Raw genomic sequence first — 19,557 nt, 5'->3', positions numbered from 1 at the left:
GTGATGCCCGCCCGGGCGTGCCCTGCATCATGGAGTGCGTGCGACTTGAAGCGATCACCTGGGAACGGCTCGGCGACACCCTCGCCGAGCGGCTGCTCGACCTGAAGCCGGCCGACGGCGGCCCGTGGGTGAAGGTCGCCCTCGACGGAGCACAGGCCGCCCGCCCGGATGAACTCGCGGCGCTCGTCTCCGAGGCCCTGCGCGTCCGCGGCCGGTCTTCGCTCACGGTCGGCACGGAAGGCTTTCTGCGCCCGGCCTCGCTCCGGTTCGAGTACGGGCACCAGGACGTCGAGGCGTACTACAGCGGCTGGTTCGACACGGGCGCCCTGTGGCGCGAGGTGTTCGGACCGCTCCAACCGGACGGCACGGGCCGCGTCCTGCCCGACCTGTGGGACCCGGTCGCGGACCGCGCGACCCGCAGCGGATACGTCCAACTCCCGCCCGGCGGAGTGCTGTTGATGCACGGCCCCCTCCTCCTGCACCACTGGTTCCCCTTCGACCTGACCGTTCACGTGAGCCTGTCGCAGGGCGCGCTGCGACGACGTACCGCCGAGTCCGAGCAGTGGACGCTCCCGGCCTTCGAGCGCTACGACTCCGAGACGGACCCCGCGGCGAGCGCCGACGTCGTCATCCGCGCGGACGACCCGCGCCACCCGGCGTGGAGCGGGTGACTGTCCCGCGCGGTGCGGCCGTGGGGCCCGTGCGGCCCTGTGCGCGTGCGGTTCTTCGGCTCACAGCCAGCCGTTGCGCTTGAATCCCCGGTAGACGACGAAACAGATCACGGCGATGACGGACATCATCAGCGGATAGCCGAACCGCCAGTGCAGCTCCGGCATGTTCTCGAAGTTCATGCCGTAGACGCCGCAGCCCATCGTCGGCACGGCCACGATGGCGGCCCACGCCGTGATCTTGCGCATGTCCTCGTTCTGCGCGACCGTCACCTGCGCCAGATGCGCCTGGAGGATCGAGTTGAGCAGTTCGTCGAAGGACGCTATCTGTTCCGCCGCCCGCAGCAAGTGGTCCGACACGTCGCGGAAGTACGCCTGTATCTCCGGCGGCACGGCGGGGAAGGGGCGCCCCGAGAGTTCCTGTATCGGCCGGGTCAGCGGCACCACGGCCCGCTTCAACTCGAGCAGCTCGCGCTTGAGTTGATAGATCCTGCCGGGGTCGGCCTTCGCGCCGTTCGGCGCGAAGACGTCCGCCTCGACCTCGTCGATGTCCGCCTGGACCTCGTCGATCACCGTCAGGTAGTCGTCGACGACGTTGTCCGCGATCGCGTGCAGCACCGCCGCCGGGCCCTTGGCCAGCTGCTCCGTGTCCGCCTCGATGCGCTCGCGCACGGGGCCGAGGGAGCCGTGCCGGCCGTGCCGCACCGTGATGACGAAGTCCTGGCCGAGGAACACCATGATCTCGCCGGTGTCCACGACCTCGCTGGTCGCGGTGAGCTCCGCGTGGTCGACGTAGCAGACCGTCTTCAGGACCGCGAAGAGCGTCTGCCCGTACCGCTCCACCTTGGGGCGCTGGTGCGCGTGCACCGCGTCCTCCACGGCCAAGGGGTGCAGGTCGAACATCTCGGCGATGTCCGCGAACTCCAGCTCCGACGGCTCGTGCAGCCCCAGCCAGACGAATCCGTCCGCCGCCTTGCGCACCGCGCGCACCGACTCGACGAGATCGCTGCCGCCCGACTCGCGCACGCCGTCCCGATAGGTCACGCAGTTGACCACCGCGGAGCCCAGCGGGGAGCGCGCCGGGTGGCTCAGGTCGACCTTGGGCGTCCGCCTCGCGAGCCGCGCGACCTTGCGCAGGCTGCCCACCCTGCGCAGACCGCCGACCTTCCGCAGATTGCCCGCCATCGACATGCTCGGCCCCTCCCGTTTCCCATCCGCTTTCCATCGCGATTCCGTCGCGAAGATGACTTGGTGGGCCAGTCTGCCAGCGGTCACCGACAGTGCGTCCACCCCTGTGGGAACGGAAGGCTCCGCTCCGCTGCGCAATGTCCCGTATCCAACGATTGGGCTGGGATGATCGGTTCATGATGCGATCAGGCGAGCACGCGTACCTCCTCGACAACCAGCAGCCGGAGGCGGGGCGGCGCTTCGACGCCTTCTCGGTCCTCTTCGACCCCACGACGTTCCGGCACATCGAGCGTCTCGGTATCGGTTCCGGCTGGCGCTGTTGGGAGGTCGGGGCAGGTGGTACGTCGGTGGTCTCGTGGCTCGCGCGGAAGGTCGGGCCGACCGGGCGGGTCCTCGCCACCGACATCGACACGTCCTGGCAGACCGCCACGCCGCGGACGCCCGTCGAGGTGCGGCGCCACGACATCGGTGTCGACGAGCCGCCCGCGGAGAGTTTCGACCTGGTGCACGCGCGGCTCGTCCTGGTCCATGTCCCGGACCGGGAGCGGGCGTTGGCGTCGATGATCCGTGCGCTTCGCCCCGGCGGGCGGCTGCTCATCGAGGATGCCGACCCGGCGCTTCAGCCCCTGCTCTGCCCGGACGAGGCGGGGCCCGCGCAGGAGCTGGCCAACCGCCTGCGGCACGGCTTCCGTTCCCTGCTTGCTGAGCGTGGCGCCGACCTGTCGTACGGCCGCAAGTTGCCGGGGCTGCTGCGTGCGGCGGGCCTGCGGCAGGTCGAGGCGGACGCGTACTTTCCGCTGGCGTCGCCGGCCTGTACGGCGCTGGAGACGGCGACGGTCGGGCAGATCCGCGAGCAGCTCGTGACGGCGGGCCTGGCAACGGACGCCGAGATCGACCAGCATCTGGCGAACGTGGCCGAGGGCACGATGGACCTGGCGACGGCTCCGCTGATCTCGGCGTGGGGCAAAAGGTAGGCGCGCTCGCCTCCGGCGGGGCCTGGACCGATCCGCCGCGATACGGCTCCTTGCCTGTTGCGGCGGATCGCCTTACGCCCAGGGGCTCCGCCTGTTGCGCCCGACCGCCCTACGCCACGGGGCTCCGCCCCGGCCCCTGCGCCTCAATCGCCGGCGGGGCTGATGGTGCCGAATCGGCGTTACGGCCTCGGGGCTCTGCCCCGGCCCCGCGAGTCTCGTCCCAGAGCGGGGCTTGAGTTGTCCCGCCCGCCCGCAGGCAATCGCCCGGCTCCGGCCCATCTCCCACCCGCCCGCCCCCTCCGGGGGCGTCGGCCCGACGGGGTGCCGGCGCGGCCTTGGGCAATCTGCCGCCTTGGGCGGCAGGGTGGGCAAGGCGGCGCCCCGGTGCCGCGCATCCCTCACGACAGGCGCCGACCCCGGCAAAGCGGCGGACCTCGGTGCCGCGCAACCAGAACGACAGGCGCCGACCCCGGCAAAGCGGCGGACCTCGGTGCCGCGCAACCAGAACGACAGGCGCCCACCTCGGCAAAGCGTCGAACTCCGGTGCCGCGCGTCGGCCACCGTGGGCGTCCGCCCCGATACAGCTCAACGACCCCGGTGCCACGCAGCAGTCACGCGGGCCCGGTCGACCACCCAGGTGGCCTCCCGCCCACCACTCCCACCGCCACCGCCCCCGCCCGGCACCCCTCAGTCACGGACTCCCGCCACCCCGCACCCCGGAGCCGCGCAGCGAGGACCGTTCCGGTGAAGGCGTCGCCCGCCCCCGTGGAATCGCGCACCACCACCCCCGCCGCGGCGCCCACCCGCTCGCGGACCACCCCGCCCCGCGCCACACACGCCCCCGCCGCCCCCGCCTTCACCACCACCACGGGAAACCGCCCGCTCAACTTCGCCGCCGCCCCCTCCGCCCCCGGCTCCCCGCTCAGCAACACCGCCTCGTCCCGGCTCGGCACCAGCACATCCACCCCGTCCACCAGCGCAAGGAACCGCTCGACCCCGAGCTCCCGCAGGAACCCGGTCGACGCCGGATCCAGACTCACCGGCACACCACGCGCGCGTGCATCGGCCACGGCTGCGGACACCAACTCCCGCCCGGTGGCGGAGAAGCACAGGTACCCGGACAGATGGAGCAGCCCGACCCCGTCGAGCAACTCCGGCGACCAGTCCTCGGGCCCCACCCGCACCGAAGCCCCACCGTCCGCCAAGAACGTCCGCTCACCCCCGGCACCGGCATCCACGAGGCAGATCACCGCCCCGGTCGGCGCCTCCGCGTCCACCACGAGCCGCGGCCGCACCCCGCACCGTACGAGCTCCTCCTCGTGCCACCGCGCGGAGTCCACGCCGACCCGCCCGAGCAGCACCACGTCCCGGCAGCCCTGGTACGCCGCCCAGCACGCCACGTTGGCCCCGGCGCCACCCGGCACCGTACGGATCGAGGCCGCCGTGTCCGTGCCCGTCGCAAGCGGCCCACGATGCCGCGCGACGACATCCGTCACGACGTCGCCGACCACCAGCAACGCCCCGCCGCCGGCCCCCGTCACACCGCGGCCCAGGCCACCGCGACGCGCGCGGCGAGCCGCACGTTCCCGCGTACGGCCGCCAGGTTGGCCTCCAAGGACGCGCCCTTCGTCCGCCGCGCCAAGTAGTCGAGCAAGAAGGGCGTCACGGCCTGCCCGCCGACGCCCTGCCGCTCGCACTCCCGCAGCCCGCTCTCCAGCACGCGCGCGTGCAACGCCGGATCCAACTGCTCCGCTTCCGGTACGGGATTGGCGAGGATCAACGCCGAATCGCCCGCGGCCAGGTCGTCCTGGGCGCGCATCACAGCCGCCACCTCACCCGGAGAGCGCAGTGTCCAGTCCACCGGCTCGCCCGAGTCGGCGAGATAGAAGCCGGGGAAGCGCTCGGTCCGATAGCCCGCCACGGACACCCCCAGGGTCTCCAGGCGCTGCAGCGTCGCGGGCACGTCCAGGATCGACTTCACACCGGCGCACACCACGGTGATCCGGGTCCGCGCGAGCAGACCCAGGTCCGCCGACTCGTCCTGCGTCTGCGTCCACCCCCGGTGCACCCCGCCGAGCCCACCCGTGGCGAACACCCGCACCCCGGCCTGCGACGCGAGCAGCGCCGTCGCCGAGACGGTCGTCGCGCCGCTCGCGCCCGTCGCCACCGCCGGTGGGAGATCGCGGTGGCTGAGCTTGCGGATCGCGTCGTCGTTCGCCACCCGCTCCAACTGCTGCTTGTCCAGGCCGACATGCGGCCGCCCGTCGAGCACCGCGATCGTCGCGGGCACGGCACCCTCGTCGCGTACGACCTTCTCCAGTTCGTGCGCGACCCGCAGATTGCGCGGCCTCGGCAGCCCGTGCGCGATGATCGTCGACTCGAGAGCCACCACCGGGCGCCCCGCCCCGACCGCGTCCCGCACCTCCTCCGAAACGATCAACATGCCTCCGCCTCCGGTCAGTTGACTGCCACCTCTGACATCTTCCCCCGCTCCACTGACATCCCTGGCGGACGCGTGTTGCCCCCAAACGCTCCATGAACCGGAATGTGGGCCCCACGCGCGCGTGGAGCCCACATTCCTCGGCCGACCGACCTCGGACCGACCTCAGACCCGGCCTCAGACCGGTCGGGCGCCGCTCAACACACCGTGCGGATCGAGGACGTACTTACGGCTCGCGCCCTGGTCGAACTCCGCGTAGCCGCGCGGCGCGTCCTCGATGCCGATGACGGTCGCGTTGACGGCCTTCGCGATGTGCACGCGCTCGTGCAGGATCGCCATCATCAGGCCCCGGTTGTACTGCATCACCGGGCACTGCCCCGTCGTGAGCTGGTGGCTCTTCGCCCAGCCGAGGCCGAGCCGCACCTTCAGCGTTCCGGTGCGCGCGTCCTGGTCGACGCCGCCCGGATCGTCGGTGACGTACAGGCCCGGGATGCCGAGCGCGCCGCCGGCCGCCGTGAGCCCCATCAGGGAGTTGAGGACCGTGGCCGGCGCCTCGGGCGCGTCCGGACCGTGTGCGCGGGCCTCGAAGCCGACCGCGTCCACGGCCGCGTCCACCTCGGGGACGCCGAGGATCTCGGCGACCTGCTCCTCCACCGTGCCGCGCGTGAGGTCGACCGTCTCGCAGCCGAAACTCCGTGCCTGCGCGAGCCGTTCGGCGTTCATGTCCCCGACGATCACGACGGCTGCGCCAAGGAGCTGCGCCGATGCCGCCGCCGCGAGCCCGACGGGCCCGGCCCCGGCCACGTACACGGTCGAACCGACCTTCGTGCCCGCCGTCACCGCGCCGTGGAATCCGGTCGGGAAGATGTCGGAGAGCATGGTCAGGTCGAGGAGCTTCTCGCGCGCCTGGTCGGCGTCGGGGAAGCGCAGCGCGTTGAAGTCCGCGTAGGGGATCATGGCGTACTCGGCCTGACCGCCGACCCAGCCGCCCATGTCGACATAGCCGTAAGCCGCCCCGGGCCGTGCCGGGTTGACGTTCAGGCAGATGCCGGTCTTGCGCTCCTTGCAGTTGCGGCACCGCCCGCAGGCGATGTTGAACGGCACGGAGACGATGTCCCCGACGTCCAGGAACTCGACGTCCGGCCCCTTCTCCACGATCTCGCCGGTGATCTCGTGCCCCAGGACGAGGCCCTCGGGCGCCGTGGTGCGGCCGCGCACCATGTGCTGGTCGCTGCCGCAGATGTTGGTGGCGAGCACCTTGAGGATCACGCCGTGCCGACAGGTCCGGCCCACGTTCGCCGACGCCACCCCCGGCCCGTCCTTCAGCTCGAGCGTCGGGTGCTCGATGGTCCTGACCTCCACCGCTCCCGGCTTGAGATATGCGACTGCCCTGTTTCCGCTCATGCCTGATCGCCGTCCCTTCGGCTCCGTGACTCGCTCTGCGGGATGCTCCGGCTGTGCGCATGGCGGAGTCTGCTACCGAAACGGCGTTCTGAGGAGCCCTCCGGGACGGGTTGTTGAAGCCTCGACGAGCCGTCCAGTCGGCGGGGCCCGTACGGCACAGGCCGTCCAGTGAGAGGAGGGGCGCAGGTCATCTACGGTGACTGGCCATGACCACGAACGATCGACCCGCAACCGCCCTCGGCTCCTTCGCCGTCCACGTCCCGGACGTGGACCTCGAACCCGAGCCTCTCGACCCCGCCCAGATCGCCTCCGGCGCCCCCGAGGTGACCGGAAAGGTGCTGTGGGAGTCGGCCGACGGCAAGCAGCTGCGCGGCATCTGGCAGATCACGCCCGGCGTGGTCACCGACACCGAGGCGAACGAGCTGTTCGTGGTCGTCAGCGGCCGCGCCACCGTCGCGGTCGAGGGCGGCGAGAGCCTGGAGCTCGGCCCCGGCACGGCCGCCGTGCTGCGCGAGGGCGACCGGACGACGTGGACCGTGCACGAGACGCTGCGCAAGGCGTACCACATCACCCTGAGCTGACCCGCGTACGAACGTCCCCTCCCGCTACGGGTGTTGGGTCCCGCTACGGGTGTCGGGCCCGCCGCGTGAACAGGGCCAACGCCCCGAGCGGGAGCAGCAGGCACGCCGCGGCCAGGTTCAGCCACGCGTAGCTCGCCGTCGCCATCACGAGGCCCGCCGCCGCGCCGCCGATGCCCGCCGACAGGCTCATCGTCAGATCGGAGAGCCCCTGCGCGGCGGCCCGCGCGGCCTGCGGCACGGAGTCGGTGAGCAGCGCGGAGCCCGCGACGAGCCCGGCCGACCAGCCGAGCCCCAGCAGGAACAGGGCCGCCGCGCTCTGCCCGTGGTGCCCGCCCGCGGTCCCGGCGAGCAGCGCCGCGCACGCGAGCAGGCCCACCGCGAGCCCGATCACCGTGAGACGCCCGAACTTGTCGGCGAGACGGCCCATCACCGGCGAGAACGCGTACATGCCTGCGATGTGCCCACTGATGACGAGCCCGATCAACTCGATGCCCGCGCCGTGGTGTTCGAGGTCCACCGGGGTCATCGACATGACGGACACCATCGCCGTGTGCGACACCGCCACGGTCACCAGCGCGAGCCGGGCGCGCGGGGACGCGGACACGGCCGCGAACCCCGCCCGTATGGAGCGCGCGGCAGGCGACTGATCCTCGGCGGGAGCCAGGGATCGCGCGGTCAACAGCGGGTCGGGGCGCAGCAGTACGTGCACCACGGCCGCCGATATCAGGAACACCCCGGCCGCCCAGACGAACGGCCCGGCCTCCGCCGGTATGCCGAGTCCGGAGACGCTGCGGCCCGCGGGCGCCGCTATGTTCGGGCCGAGGACGGCGCCGATGGTGGTGGCCCAGACGACGGTCGAGATGGCGCGGGCCCGCCGGTCGGGCTCGGCCAGGTCGGCCGCCGCATACCGGGCCTGGAGGTTGGCGGACGAGGCCGCGCCGAATCCCATCAGGCCGATGAGCAGCAGCGGAAAGCTCCCGATCGCCGCGGCGACGACGGTGACCACGGCCCCCAGCGTGCCGATCAGATAGGCCAGTACGAGACCGGCCCGCCGTCCGCGCGCGTTCATCAGCGCCGCCAATGGCACCGACAGGACCGCGGTCCCCGCGACGCTCGCCGTGGACGCGAGGCCGGAGAGCGCCTCGTCCCCGCTGACCTTCTTGGCGAGCACGGCGGCCAGCGCGATCCCGGTGGCGGTCCCGAGCCCGCCCAGTATCTGCGAGGCGACGAGCACCCGCTGCGTACGCTGCTGCACCGGCCCGACCCCCGGCCCAGGCCCCGGTTCCGCGGCCTTCGGCCGATCGAGCCGCCCCTCATCCGTGCTCAACGCACACCCCCGCCCCGATCAACCCGCGGACTGCAGGCATCCGCCCCGCCCCGGGACCGTCTCAGAACAACGGCTCGGGCAACACCCCTTCCAGCGCGAGCAACTTCCGCTTCGTCTCGAGTCCGCCCCCGAAGCCGCCGATCCCGCCGTCGCGCTCCACGACCCGGTGGCACGGCACCACGACCGGCAGCGGATTCGACCCCATCGCCAGGCCCACGGCCTGCGCGGCTCCGGGCTGTCCGACCCGGTGGGCCAGATCCCCGTACCCGACGACCGCCCCGTACGGCACCCCGGCGAACAGCTCGCGCAGCACCTCCCGGTTGAACCCGGAGATCAGTGACCAGTCGAGCGGCACATCGAACTCGCGCCGACGGCCGGCGAAGTACTCCGCGAACTGCCGTATCGCCTCGGCGAGCAGGGGGGATTCGGGCGCCTCGACGGGCTCGGTCCCGAGTCGGGAGCCGAGCCGGTCGAGTGCCTTGTCCCGCACCGCGTCGGTGGCGTGGAAGACCACGTTCACCAGACCGGCGTCCGTCGCGGCGAGCAGCAGCGGGCCGATGTCACTGCGCACGACGGCCCACACGGCCTGCCGCGGCGCGGCGGGAGTGGTCTCGCTTGGTCCAGTGGCGTTCATGCCGACCACGGTACGGCCGGGCACTGACAACGCCCGGCGGGTCAGCCGCCGACGGCCGCCCGCACCACGTCAGGGGCGTTGCTGATGATTCCGTCGACGCCGAAGCCGGCCACCTGCTGCGCGGTCTTCGCGTCGTTGACGGTCCAGGTGTAGGACTCGAGCGGCTTGCCGTGCGGGCCCTTGAGCGCGTGCACCGCCTTCACGTAGTCCGCCGAGATCGTCGTGTGCGAGGGGTTGATCTGGTCGGCGAATTTCGCGTACGCGGGAAGCTCGGACACGGCGGGTGTGCCGAGGAAGCCCGTCTTGATGTCCGGGCGCCGCGCGTGCAGGGTCCGCATGCTGTCCGCGTTGAAGCTCTGGATGATCAGCCGGTGCTTGACGTCCCAGGAGTCCAGCCAGCCGTCCCTGCGCAGCTCGCGCAGGATCTGGCCCTCGATGCCCGGGTACAGCTCGGGCGACTTGATCTCCATGAGCAGCTTCTGATGGTTGCGGTCGACGCGCCGCAGGTACTCGTGGAGCGTCGGGATCCGGGCGCCCGTGTACTCGACGCCCTTCCAACTGCCCGCGTCCAGCTTGGCGATCTCGTTCGAGGTGAAGTCCGCCACGTTCCACGGGGAGCGGTCGGGATAGACCTGCTCGACGTTGGTGGTGCGGGCCAGCGTGGTGTCGTGGAGGACGACCAGGGCGCCGTCCTTGGTGCGCTGCACATCGTTCTCGACCCAGGTGATACCCAGGGCGTGCGCCCTGTCGATGGCTGCCAGGGTGTTCTCGGGGGCGTAGGCGGAGGCCCCGCGGTGGGCGACGACCGCGGTTCTGTTGTGTGCGGGGGCGGCTTGTGCGGCGGTCGGCAGGACCAGGACACCGATGACGACGGAGCCCGCCACTGAGGTCAGAGCGGCTGCTGCGCGTGCGTGCACGTGTGCTCCTCATACGTCGTGGGATCACGGACTGTACGAGATTGACAGCTGAGAGCGAACGAAAAGTAGGCGCAGGATGGTCACGAGTTGAATGGAGTCACTCAAGTGCGGTCGACCCCCGTGTCGTGCGGCCGGTTTCTTTGCCGGAAAATCGTTCGGACGTTCCCGTGTGCGCTTTAATCTCTGCCTCACCCGCGGTCGCTCCGGCCGCCGCGCGCGAAGGGACGAGCTGCACATCTCACGGAAATCCAGGCGGAAGGGCTGTCACGCATGCAGGGCTCGGTGGACGGCTTCAGTTACGGGCTCGTCACCCCGGTGGTGGCGTATCTCATGGCCTGCCTCGGAGGGGCCCTGGGACTGCGCTGCACCACCAGATCCCTGCTCGTCGCCAACACCTGGCGGGTCGGATGGCTCGCGCTGGGCTCCGCGGCGATCGGCTCCGGGATCTGGACCATGCACTTCATCGCGATGATGGGCTTCAGCGTGGAGGGCATGCCGATCCGTTACGACCCGCTGACGACGTTCGCGAGCCTCGGCCTGGCCATCCTGATGGTCGGCATTGGCGTCTTCATCGTCGGCTACAAGGGCGCGACCGGCACCGCTCTGTTCACCGGAGGCACCATCACGGGCCTCGGAGTGGCATCGATGCACTACCTGGGAATGGCTGGAATGCGCCTTCACGGGACAATCAGTTACAACACGTTCACCGTGGCAGCCTCAGTGGTGATCGCCATGGCGGCCTCGACCGCCGCCCTGTGGGCGGCCGTCCAGGTACGGGGCATCATGTGGAGCCTCGGCGCCAGCATGGTCATGGGGCTCGCCGTATCGGGGATGCACTACATGGCGATGGCGGGAGTCAGCGTCCACGCGCACACCGATGCCGCCGGTTCCCTCGGAGGGGACCCGGCCACCGCCATCCTCGCCCCCATGCTGATCGGCCCGCTGAGCTTCCTGCTCCTGGCCGGGGTGGTCGTCGTCTTCGACCCGATGCTGGTCACGGGCCGCCCCGACTGGCGTGACAGCCGAGCGGCGAAGGACCGGCTCGGGACCCCCGCGCCGGCCGCCTCGCGCCTGCGCCGCCCCCTCGGGCGATCGGCTTCGCGCGCACCGCAGGACTAGTGACCCATAGGGCCTGACAGTGGTTCGGGCCCGGTTGTCAGTGGTGGGTCGTACGGTTGATTCCATGCGGCCCGTATCCAAGATCGAACGCACGGTGGCACCCTTCGAGGTCGTCAGCCCGTACCAGCCCAGCGGTGACCAGCCCGCGGCCATCGCCGAGCTGGAGAAGCGCGTGACGGGAGGCGAGAAGGACGTCGTCCTGCTCGGCGCGACCGGCACCGGCAAGTCCGCCACCACGGCGTGGATGATCGAGAAGCTCCAGCGCCCCACGCTCGTGATGGCGCCGAACAAGACGCTGGCCGCCCAGCTGGCCAACGAGTTCCGCGAGCTGCTTCCGAACAACGCGGTCGAGTACTTCGTCTCGTACTACGACTACTACCAACCCGAGGCGTACGTGCCGCAGTCGGACACGTACATCGAGAAGGACTCCTCGATCAACGAGGAGGTGGAGCGCCTGCGCCACTCCGCGACGAACTCGCTGCTGACCCGCAGGGACGTCGTCGTGGTCGCCTCCGTCTCCTGCATCTACGGCCTCGGTACTCCGCAGGAGTACGTGGACCGCATGGTCTCCCTGAAGGTCGGGGACGAGCTCGACCGGGACGACCTGCTGCGCCGCTTCGTGGACATCCAGTACACGCGCAACGACGTGGCGTTCCAGCGCGGCACGTTCCGGGTGCGCGGCGACACCATCGAGATCTTCCCCGTCTACGAAGAGCTCGCGGTCCGCATCGAGATGTTCGGTGACGAGATCGAGTCGCTCTCCACCCTCCACCCCCTCACCGGCGAGGTCATCAGCGACGACGACTCGCTGTACATCTTCCCGGCGACCCACTACGTGGCCGGCCCCGAGCGCCTGGAGCGCGCGGCCAACGACATCGAGAAGGAGCTGGAGGAGCGCCTCGCCGAGCTCGAGAAGCAGGGCAAGATGCTCGAGGCCCAGCGCCTTCGCATGCGCACCACGTACGACCTCGAGATGCTCCGCCAGATCGGCTCCTGCTCCGGCGTGGAGAACTACTCGATGCACTTCGACGGCCGCGAGCCCGGCTCCCCGCCGAACACGCTGCTCGACTACTTCCCGGACGACTTCCTGCTCGTCATCGACGAGTCGCACGTCACCGTGCCGCAGATCGGCGCCATGTACGAGGGCGACGCCTCCCGTAAGCGCACGCTCGTGGACCACGGGTTCCGGCTGCCGTCCGCGCTCGACAACCGCCCGCTGAAGTGGGAGGAGTTCCAGGAGCGCATCGGCCAGACCGTCTACCTGTCCGCGACCCCCGGCAAGTACGAGCTCGCGCGCGCGGACGGCTACGTCGAGCAGATCATCCGCCCCACCGGCCTCGTCGACCCGGAAGTCGTCGTGAAGCCCACCGAGGGCCAGATCGACGACCTGGTGCACGAGATCCGTATGCGCACGGAGAAGGACGAGCGCGTCCTGGTCACCACGCTCACCAAGAAGATGGCCGAGGACCTCACGGACTACTTCATCGAGCTCGGCATCCAGGTGCGCTACCTGCACAGCGACGTCGACACGCTCCGCCGTGTCGAGCTGCTGCGCGAGCTGCGCGCGGGCGAGTTCGACGTCCTGGTCGGCATCAACCTGCTGCGTGAGGGCCTCGACCTGCCCGAGGTCTCCCTGGTCGCGATCCTCGACGCCGACAAGGAGGGCTTCCTGCGCTCCGGCACGTCGCTGATCCAGACGATCGGCCGCGCGGCGCGAAACGTCTCGGGCCAGGTCCACATGTACGCCGACAAGATCACCCCGGCGATGGAGAAGGCCATCGACGAGACCAACCGCCGCCGGGAGAAGCAGGTCGCGTACAACGAGGCGAACGGGATCGACCCCCAGCCCCTCCGTAAGAAGATCAACGACATCGTGGCGTCCATCGCGCGCGAGGACGTCGACACGGAGGCACTGCTCGGCAGCGGCTACCGCAAGGGCGGCAAGGACGGAAAGGGAGCCAAGACCCCCGTCTCAGCGGCCGGCAAGGCGGACAAGGCACCGGCCAAGAAGAAGCGCGGCAAGGCGGACGAGACGGTTCCCACCGACCGTCCCGCGGCCGAGCTGTCCGAGCAGATCGAGGAGATGACCGAGCGGATGCGGGCCGCCGCCGCGGACCTGCAGTTCGAGGTCGCGGCACGGCTGCGCGACGAGGTGTCGGAGATGAAGAAGGAACTGCGGCAGATGAAGGAGGCAGGCATCGCCTGACCTGCCACGACGGGCGGGGTGCCGGGGGTGTGTTGCAGGACCGCCACAAAACCCCGCCCGTGGTAGCGGCGTTGTCAGTGCCGCCCTCTAGGGTTTGGACCAGGGCCTGATCCAAACGACAGGCCCTCACCGCGCATATGGCGCGGCAACAGGGGACGGTTCGAGAGGGGACAGCGCGTGGGCATCGACTTGACCAAGGGTCAGGCCATCAGCCTGGAGAAGCAGGGCGGGGGAACCCTCACCGCGGTACGGATGGGACTCGGCTGGCAGGCGGCCCCTCGGCGCGGCCTGTTCGGCACCCGCACGCGCGAGATCGACCTCGACGCGTCAGCGGTTCTCTTCGCCGACAAGCAGCCTGTCGACGTGGTCTTCTTCCGCCACCTCGTCAGCGACGACGGCTCGGTGCGGCACACCGGTGACAACCTGGTCGGCGGCGCGGGACAGGGCGGCGACGACGAGTCGATCGTCGTCGACCTGCAGCGTGTCCCGGTCCATATCGACCAGATCATCTTCACGGTCAACTCCTTCACGGGGCAGACCTTCCAGGAGGTGCAGAACGCGTTCTGCCGCCTGGTCGACGAGACGAACGGGCAGGAGCTCGCCCGCTACACGCTCGACGGCGGCGGCAAGTACACGGCGCAGATCATGGCGAAGGTGCACCGTGCGGGCCCCGGCTGGAAGATGACAGCCCTGGGCGAGGCGGCCAACGGCCGCACGTTCCAGGACCTGATGCCCTCGATCCTGCCCAGCCTGTAGCGGACCCACGATGGCGGCCGAACTGGTGAGGGGCCAGAACCACCCCCTCACCCAGACCCGTCTGGAGATCCGGGTGTCGGCCGGCCACCCGGTCGTCGCGGGCGCCACGCTCGCCGACGACCGGGGCGCCGTGCGGGGCGCGGACCGGATCGCCCACCCCGGCGCGCCCGCGCTGCCGGGCCTCGAAGTCCCGCGCCAGGCCGCGGCCGACCACCGCCTGGCCGTCGACCTGGACGCGCTGCCGCAGGACGTGCACCGCGTCACCGTGCTGCTCGCGCTGCCCGTGAGCGACGCCGGTCCGGCACGGTTCGGCGCCGCGGCGGCCCCGTTCGTCGCCGTCAGGGGGCCGGACGGCGCGGAGGAAGCCAGCTACACGATCACCGACCTCGACACGGAGTCGGCCGTCGTCGCCCTGGAGCTCTACCGCAGGCACGGCGCCTGGAAGGTGCGCGCCGTGGGCCAGGGCTATGCCGAGGGCCTCGCCGGGCTCCTCGCCGACCAGGGCCTGCCGGACGCGCAGGCCCTCGCGGGCTCCATCCATGACGCCGTCGCCCGTGGCCGCGACCGCGCGGTGGCGCCCCCGCCGCGTACCTCGGAAACCGCGGACGGGGCCCACGTCCGCGCGGCGGCCACCGCGGGCCACGCCTCCGGCGCCCTGCCCCCGGCCGCCCCCGCGACCGTTCCCACCGCGGCACCGGACGACCCCATCGACTACACGCACCCCGGCCGCCGGGAACCCGTACCGTCCGCGCCGGCGCAGCAGCCCGCAACGCCGGTCGCCGGGGACGCGGCGGGCTGGTCCCTGGAGGAGCGGCTCTACAACCAGGTGTGGGGCATGTTCGAGGACCTGGCCCGCACCACGGCCGCGTACCGCAGCGCCGTCGACTTCGCGGACTCCCGCCTGGAGCGCGAGCTCGACGGGCTCCTCGCCGACTCCGCAGATCCACGCCGCCGCCTCGACGGCCGGGGCGACGCCGCGCGCGAGGCCGCCCGCGCCAGGCACGGCGCCCTGGTCGACCGGGCCAGGGAAGCGCTCGACCGGGACCTGGCGCAGCTCGCCGCCGAGGGCGAGGTCGTCGAGCCCGCCCTCCCGGCGGCGTACGCCGGCTGGGACAGCCCCTGCTGGCACGCCTACCGCAGCCCCGTGGAGACCCCCATGGCCGTCCGTCTCGGGGAGCTGAGCCTGCCCGAGAGCGAGAGCGTGGGGCTGCGCATCCCGATGCTCGTACGGCTGCCGCTGGAGCGCGGACTGTGGATCGACGCGGGGCCGTCCGCCGCCGACGGCCTCGCCGACGCCGACGCACTACGCGCGCGTGCCGCCCACACCGCCGTCCTCCATGCGGCCCGGCTGCTCGCGGCCTACCCGGCGGGCGAGTTCAGCGTGCACGTCATCGACCCGGCGGGCACCGCTGCGGGCGCGCTCGCGCCGCTCGTGGACGCGGGCGTGCTCGCCGGTCCGCCGGCCAGGGGCGCGGCGGGCGTCGCGGACACGCTGACCCGGCTGACCGAGCGCGTGGACCTCGTACAGATGGCGGCCCGGGCGGGCGCGGCCGACGCGCTGCCACCGGACCTGGACGTCGCCGAGCAGCTCCTGGTCGTGCACGACTTTCCGCACGGCTTCGACGACCGGGACATCAACCGGCTGCGCTACCTCGCGGACGAGGGGCCGCCGGTCGGCGTGCACCTGATGGTCGTGGCCGACCGGGAGGACGCCGCCGAGTACGGACCGCTGCTCGACCCGCTGTGGCGCGCGCTGCTGCGCCTGACGCCCGTGCCCGACGGACACCTCGCCGACCCGTGGGTGGGCCACGCATGGACGTACGAGCCGTCGACGGTCCCGCCGGGCAGCGGAATCCTGCGGCAGGTGCTCGCGGAGGTGACGAAAGCCCGTCGGCAGAGGGGCCTCTGACCTGCGAACTTGGTGACTACTTTACCTTCCCCTTTACCTTCCATGGGTGTTTCTAGTACGCTCCTTGACGCGGAGGGGAGTACTCCAACGCGGCGTTCCCGTCAGTACGGACGACAGGCCAGAAGGCGGTCGATCCCGGGGCGCCGGCCCGAGACGCGCCAAGGCGCTCGGGTGGAAGAGACCTCCGGCAGCGACGACGCTGATCAGTAGCCGTACGACGCCGGAGGCGCAGTAGTGGACGTATCAATGACTGTGTGGGTGCTGACCGTTCTCGGTCTGTGCGCCCTCATTGCGGTCGACTTCTTCATCGGGCGAAAGCCCCACGACGTATCGATCAAGGAAGCGGGCATCTGGACCATCGTCTGGATCGTGCTCGCCGCGCTGTTCGGCGTCGGCGTGATGATCTGGGGGAGCAGCCAGGCCGGCGGTGAGTTCTTCGCGGGCTTCATCACGGAGAAGTCGCTCAGTGTCGACAACCTCTTCGTCTTCATCCTGATCATGGCGAAGTTCTCGGTCCCGACCCACCTGCAGCAGCGTGTGCTCCTGTTCGGTGTGCTCATCGCCCTGGTTCTGCGAGCGATCTTCATCGCGGCGGGCGCGGCGGTCATCGCCAACTTCTCGTGGGTCTTCTACATCTTCGGTGCCTTCCTCATCTACACCGCCTGGAAGCTCATCAAGGAGGCGATGTCCGACGAGGAAGAGGAGGACTGGGACGAGAACCGCGTCCTGAAGTCGATCGAGAAGAAGTTCGGTGTCGCGGACCAGTACCACGGCACGAAGCTCTTCATCCGGCAGCACGGCAAGAAGGTCATGACGCCGCTCCTGGTCGTCATGCTCGCCATCGGTATGACCGACGTGCTGTTCGCGATGGACTCGATCCCGGCGATCTTCGGCCTGACCCAGGACCCGTACATCGTCTTCACGGCGAACGCGTTCGCGCTGATGGGCCTGCGCCAGCTGTACTTCCTCATCGGTGGCCTGCTCAGGAAGCTGGTCCACCTCAGCTACGGCCTGTCGGTGATCCTCGCCTTCATCGGCGTGAAGCTGGTCCTGCACGCGCTGCACGAGTCCGGGGTGCACGTACCGGAGATCTCCATCCCGGTCTCGCTCTCCGTCATCTGCGGCGTCCTGATCATCACGACGATCACCAGCCTCATCGCCTCGAAGAAGCAGGCCGAGAGGGACGCGGCCGAAGAGGCTCAGAAGGACAGCATCGAGGCCTGACGGCGTCGAGCGTAGGAATTACCAGCACCGGGAGCGGTGCGCGGCCGATTGCCGCGTGCCCCTCCCGGTGCTTCGTTGTGTCCTGAGCGCGTCCCGCAGGGGCGCGAGGGCACGACGGGGGAGGCCCCCATGAAGTTCGTCCAGATCATCGACTTCGAGTCCCAGCGGTTCGGCGAGATGCGGGAGCTGCTCGAGTCGTTCGAGCAGCAGATGAAGGGCGTATCGGGCGGCCCCACGCACCGCATGATGCTGAAGGACCGGGACACCACGGGCCGCTATCTCGCGGTCATCGAGTTCGAGTCCTACGAGGACGCGATGCGCAGCAACGAACGCCCCGAGGTGGCCGAGCTCAACCAGCGCCTCTCGGCCCTGTGCACCCGCCCGCCGGCCTTCATCAACTGCGACCTCAAAGACATCCGCGAACTCAAGTGACCTACGCTCCCGGTGCCCTGCGTCCGTCCGCCGCCACCGCCGAAGTCGCGCCCCCGCCGCGCCACCGGCACCATCGATGAATGATCACCAGAGTGCGGGCGCTGAGTACCCAGTGGACCGTGGTGGTGCCGCTGATCGCGATCGTGCTGCTCGCGTTCACCTGGGGGCGCGAGCTGCCGGGGGCCGTGGTCGCCGTCGTCGCGGTGGTCCTCGCGGCCTCCGTGCTCGCTGCCGTGCACCACGCGGAGGTCGTCGCCCACCGGGTCGGTGAGCCCTTCGGTTCGCTCGTGCTCGCGGTGGCCGTGACGATCATCGAGGTGGCGCTGATCGTCACCTTGATGGCCGACGGCGGGGCCAAGAGCTCCACACTCGCCCGCGACACCGTGTTCGCCGCCGTCATGATCACCTGCAACGGCATCGTCGGCGTCAGCCTGCTCGCGGCCGCGCTGCGGCACCGCGTGGCGATCTTCCAGTCCGAGGGCACCGGCGGAGCCCTCGCCACCGTGGCCACGCTCGCGACGCTCTGCCTGGTCCTGCCGACCTTCACCACCAGCAAGCTCGGCCCGGAGTTCTCCACCTCCCAGCTGGTCTTCTCGGCCGTCGCCGCGCTCGTCCTGTACGGGCTCTTCGTCGCGACGCAGACCGTGCGCCACCGCGACTACTTCCTGCCGATCACCAAGCACGGTGAGGTGATCGACGCGGACGACCACGCCGACGTGCCGAGCACTCGGACCGCCCTGTTCAGCCTCGGCCTGCTCGGGCTCGCCCTCGTCGCCGTCGTCGGACTCACCAAGGGCGTCTCGAAGACGATCGAGCAGGGGGTGGAGGCGGCGGGCATGCCGCAGGCGGTGGTCGGCGTGATCATCGCGCTGCTCGTGCTGCTGCCCGAGACGATCGCGGCGCTCCGCGCGGCTCGCAGGGACCGCGTGCAGACCAGCCTCAACCTCGCGCTCGGCTCGTCCATGGCCAGCATCGGCCTCACGGTGCCGGCCGTCGCCATCGCCTCGTACTGGCTGACGGGGCCGCTCGTCCTCGGGCTCGGCGCCACCCACATGGTGCTGCTCGCGCTGACGATGGTGGTCGCGACCCTCACCATCGTTCCGGGCCGTGCCACACCGCTGCAGGGCGGCGTCCATCTGGTGATCCTCGCCGCGTACATCGAGCTCGCCGTCACGCCCTGACCGCCCTCTACCCACCGCCCTTCGGGAGGTAGTGGCGCCGTGATAGACCCTCAAGGAGCAAACGCTCTTCTACGGAGGTCCCTCGTGCCGCGCACGCTCGCCAACGCCCCGATCATGGTTCTCAACGGCCCGAACCTGAACCTGCTCGGCAAGCGCCAGCCTGAGATCTACGGCCGCGACACCCTCGCCGACGTCGAGGCCCTGTGCGTGAAGGCGGCTGCCGCGCACGGCGCCACCGTGGACTTCCGGCAGTCCAACCACGAGGGCGAGCTCGTCGACTGGATCCATGAGGCGCGCGAGAACCACGTGGGCGTCGTCATCAACCCGGCCGCCTACTCGCACACCTCCGTGGCGATCCTGGACGCGCTCAACACCTGTGACGGCATGCCGGTGGTGGAGGTCCACATCTCCAACATCCACCAGCGCGAGGAGTTCCGGCACCACTCCTACGTATCGCTGCGCGCCGACGGCGTGATCGCCGGATGCGGCGTGCAGGGATACGCGTTCGGCGTCGAGCGGGTGGCGGCGCTCGCCGCACCGGGGACGGCGCAGGCGTAAAACGCCGCTACAGGGCGGGCCGCGGCGAAACGGCCCGCC

At 70.8% G+C, this 19,557-nt stretch carries 18 protein-coding genes; 11 read left to right on the top strand and 7 right to left on the bottom strand.

Annotated elements, in window-relative coordinates:
- Nucleotides 1-29 precede the first annotated feature (29 nt).
- Nucleotides 30-671, top strand: coding sequence for a uridine kinase (locus OHA73_RS13075; protein ID WP_327655112.1), 642 nt, complete (start codon nt 30-32; stop codon nt 669-671).
- A gap of 60 nt (nt 672-731) precedes the next feature.
- Here OHA73_RS13075 and OHA73_RS13070 read toward each other — a convergent pair whose 3' ends face one another.
- On the bottom strand, nt 732-1,859 hold the full coding sequence (locus OHA73_RS13070; protein ID WP_266720818.1) for a magnesium and cobalt transport protein CorA: 1,128 nt from the start codon (nt 1,857-1,859) through the stop codon (nt 732-734).
- A gap of 173 nt (nt 1,860-2,032) precedes the next feature.
- On the opposite strand from OHA73_RS13070, the gene OHA73_RS13065 reads away from it, so the two are divergent.
- On the top strand, nt 2,033-2,830 hold the full coding sequence (locus OHA73_RS13065) for a methyltransferase domain-containing protein (protein WP_266720820.1): 798 nt from the start codon (nt 2,033-2,035) through the stop codon (nt 2,828-2,830).
- A 611-nt stretch (nt 2,831-3,441) separates the two neighbouring features.
- Here the strand turns inward: OHA73_RS13065 and OHA73_RS13060 are convergent.
- The 3 genes from OHA73_RS13060 to fdhA form a co-directional block, all read right to left on the bottom strand.
- Nucleotides 3,442-4,371 carry a carbohydrate kinase family protein gene (locus OHA73_RS13060; protein ID WP_327655111.1) on the bottom strand — a complete coding sequence of 310 codons (930 nt, stop codon included), beginning with the start codon at nt 4,369-4,371 and terminating at the stop codon, nt 3,442-3,444.
- A complete protein-coding gene (locus tag OHA73_RS13055) occupies nt 4,368-5,273 on the bottom strand; it encodes a pseudouridine-5'-phosphate glycosidase (RefSeq protein WP_327655110.1) in 906 nt (301 codons plus the stop codon). Before OHA73_RS13055 ends, OHA73_RS13060 begins: the two co-directional genes overlap by 4 nt.
- A gap of 174 nt (nt 5,274-5,447) precedes the next feature.
- A complete protein-coding gene (fdhA, locus tag OHA73_RS13050; protein WP_266720826.1) occupies nt 5,448-6,674 on the bottom strand; it encodes a formaldehyde dehydrogenase, glutathione-independent in 1,227 nt (408 codons plus the stop codon).
- Between the two features lie 206 nt (nt 6,675-6,880).
- On the opposite strand from fdhA, the gene OHA73_RS13045 reads away from it, so the two are divergent.
- On the top strand, nt 6,881-7,255 hold the full coding sequence (locus OHA73_RS13045; RefSeq protein ID WP_266720828.1) for a cupin domain-containing protein: 375 nt from the start codon (nt 6,881-6,883) through the stop codon (nt 7,253-7,255).
- 43 nt (nt 7,256-7,298) lie between these two features.
- Here the strand turns inward: OHA73_RS13045 and OHA73_RS13040 are convergent, their stop codons facing one another.
- From OHA73_RS13040 to OHA73_RS13030, 3 genes are all read right to left on the bottom strand, one after another.
- The gene (locus tag OHA73_RS13040; RefSeq protein WP_327655109.1) at nt 7,299-8,510 is read right to left on the bottom strand and encodes an MFS transporter; all 1,212 of its coding nucleotides are present in this window, start codon (nt 8,508-8,510) and stop codon (nt 7,299-7,301) included.
- 133 nt (nt 8,511-8,643) lie between these two features.
- Nucleotides 8,644-9,216, bottom strand: a complete 573-nt coding sequence (locus OHA73_RS13035; RefSeq protein ID WP_327655108.1) for a methylated-DNA--[protein]-cysteine S-methyltransferase — start codon at nt 9,214-9,216, stop codon at nt 8,644-8,646.
- A 41-nt stretch (nt 9,217-9,257) separates the two neighbouring features.
- Nucleotides 9,258-10,133: a glycerophosphodiester phosphodiesterase gene (locus OHA73_RS13030; protein WP_443063065.1), complete on the bottom strand. Its 876-nt coding sequence runs from the start codon at nt 10,131-10,133 to the stop codon at nt 9,258-9,260.
- Between the two features lie 270 nt (nt 10,134-10,403).
- On the opposite strand from OHA73_RS13030, the gene OHA73_RS13025 reads away from it, so the two are divergent.
- The 8 genes from OHA73_RS13025 to aroQ all read left to right on the top strand — a co-directional run bounded on the left by OHA73_RS13025 (nt 10,404) and on the right by aroQ (nt 19,518).
- Nucleotides 10,404-11,252, top strand: coding sequence for an MHYT domain-containing protein (locus tag OHA73_RS13025; protein ID WP_266720834.1), 849 nt, complete (start codon nt 10,404-10,406; stop codon nt 11,250-11,252).
- A 64-nt stretch (nt 11,253-11,316) separates the two neighbouring features.
- Nucleotides 11,317-13,458, top strand: coding sequence for an excinuclease ABC subunit UvrB (uvrB, locus tag OHA73_RS13020; RefSeq protein ID WP_266720836.1), 2,142 nt, complete (start codon nt 11,317-11,319; stop codon nt 13,456-13,458).
- Between the two features lie 189 nt (nt 13,459-13,647).
- Nucleotides 13,648-14,214, top strand: coding sequence for a TerD family protein (locus OHA73_RS13015; protein ID WP_443063209.1), 567 nt, complete (start codon nt 13,648-13,650; stop codon nt 14,212-14,214).
- A gap of 10 nt (nt 14,215-14,224) precedes the next feature.
- Nucleotides 14,225-16,123, top strand: coding sequence for a TerD family protein (locus tag OHA73_RS13010; protein WP_267070832.1), 1,899 nt, complete (start codon nt 14,225-14,227; stop codon nt 16,121-16,123).
- Nucleotides 16,124-16,357: 234 nt separating this feature from the next.
- Nucleotides 16,358-17,347: a TerC family protein gene (locus OHA73_RS13005; RefSeq protein WP_266720842.1), complete on the top strand. Its 990-nt coding sequence runs from the start codon at nt 16,358-16,360 to the stop codon at nt 17,345-17,347.
- Between the two features lie 129 nt (nt 17,348-17,476).
- Nucleotides 17,477-17,779, top strand: coding sequence for a hypothetical protein (locus OHA73_RS13000; protein ID WP_266720844.1), 303 nt, complete (start codon nt 17,477-17,479; stop codon nt 17,777-17,779).
- Nucleotides 17,780-17,859: 80 nt separating this feature from the next.
- Nucleotides 17,860-18,960, top strand: a complete 1,101-nt coding sequence (locus OHA73_RS12995; protein ID WP_266720846.1) for a calcium:proton antiporter — start codon at nt 17,860-17,862, stop codon at nt 18,958-18,960.
- Nucleotides 18,961-19,044: 84 nt separating this feature from the next.
- A complete protein-coding gene (aroQ, locus tag OHA73_RS12990) occupies nt 19,045-19,518 on the top strand; it encodes a type II 3-dehydroquinate dehydratase (RefSeq protein ID WP_266720848.1) in 474 nt (157 codons plus the stop codon).
- The last annotated feature ends 39 nt before the right edge of the window (nt 19,519-19,557 follow it).

The organism is Streptomyces sp. NBC_00483, assembly GCF_036013745.1.
GTDB lineage: Bacteria > Actinomycetota > Actinomycetes > Streptomycetales > Streptomycetaceae > Streptomyces.
Note: the sequence above shows the minus strand (reverse complement) of the source record. Positions and strands in the feature narration are given on the sequence as shown.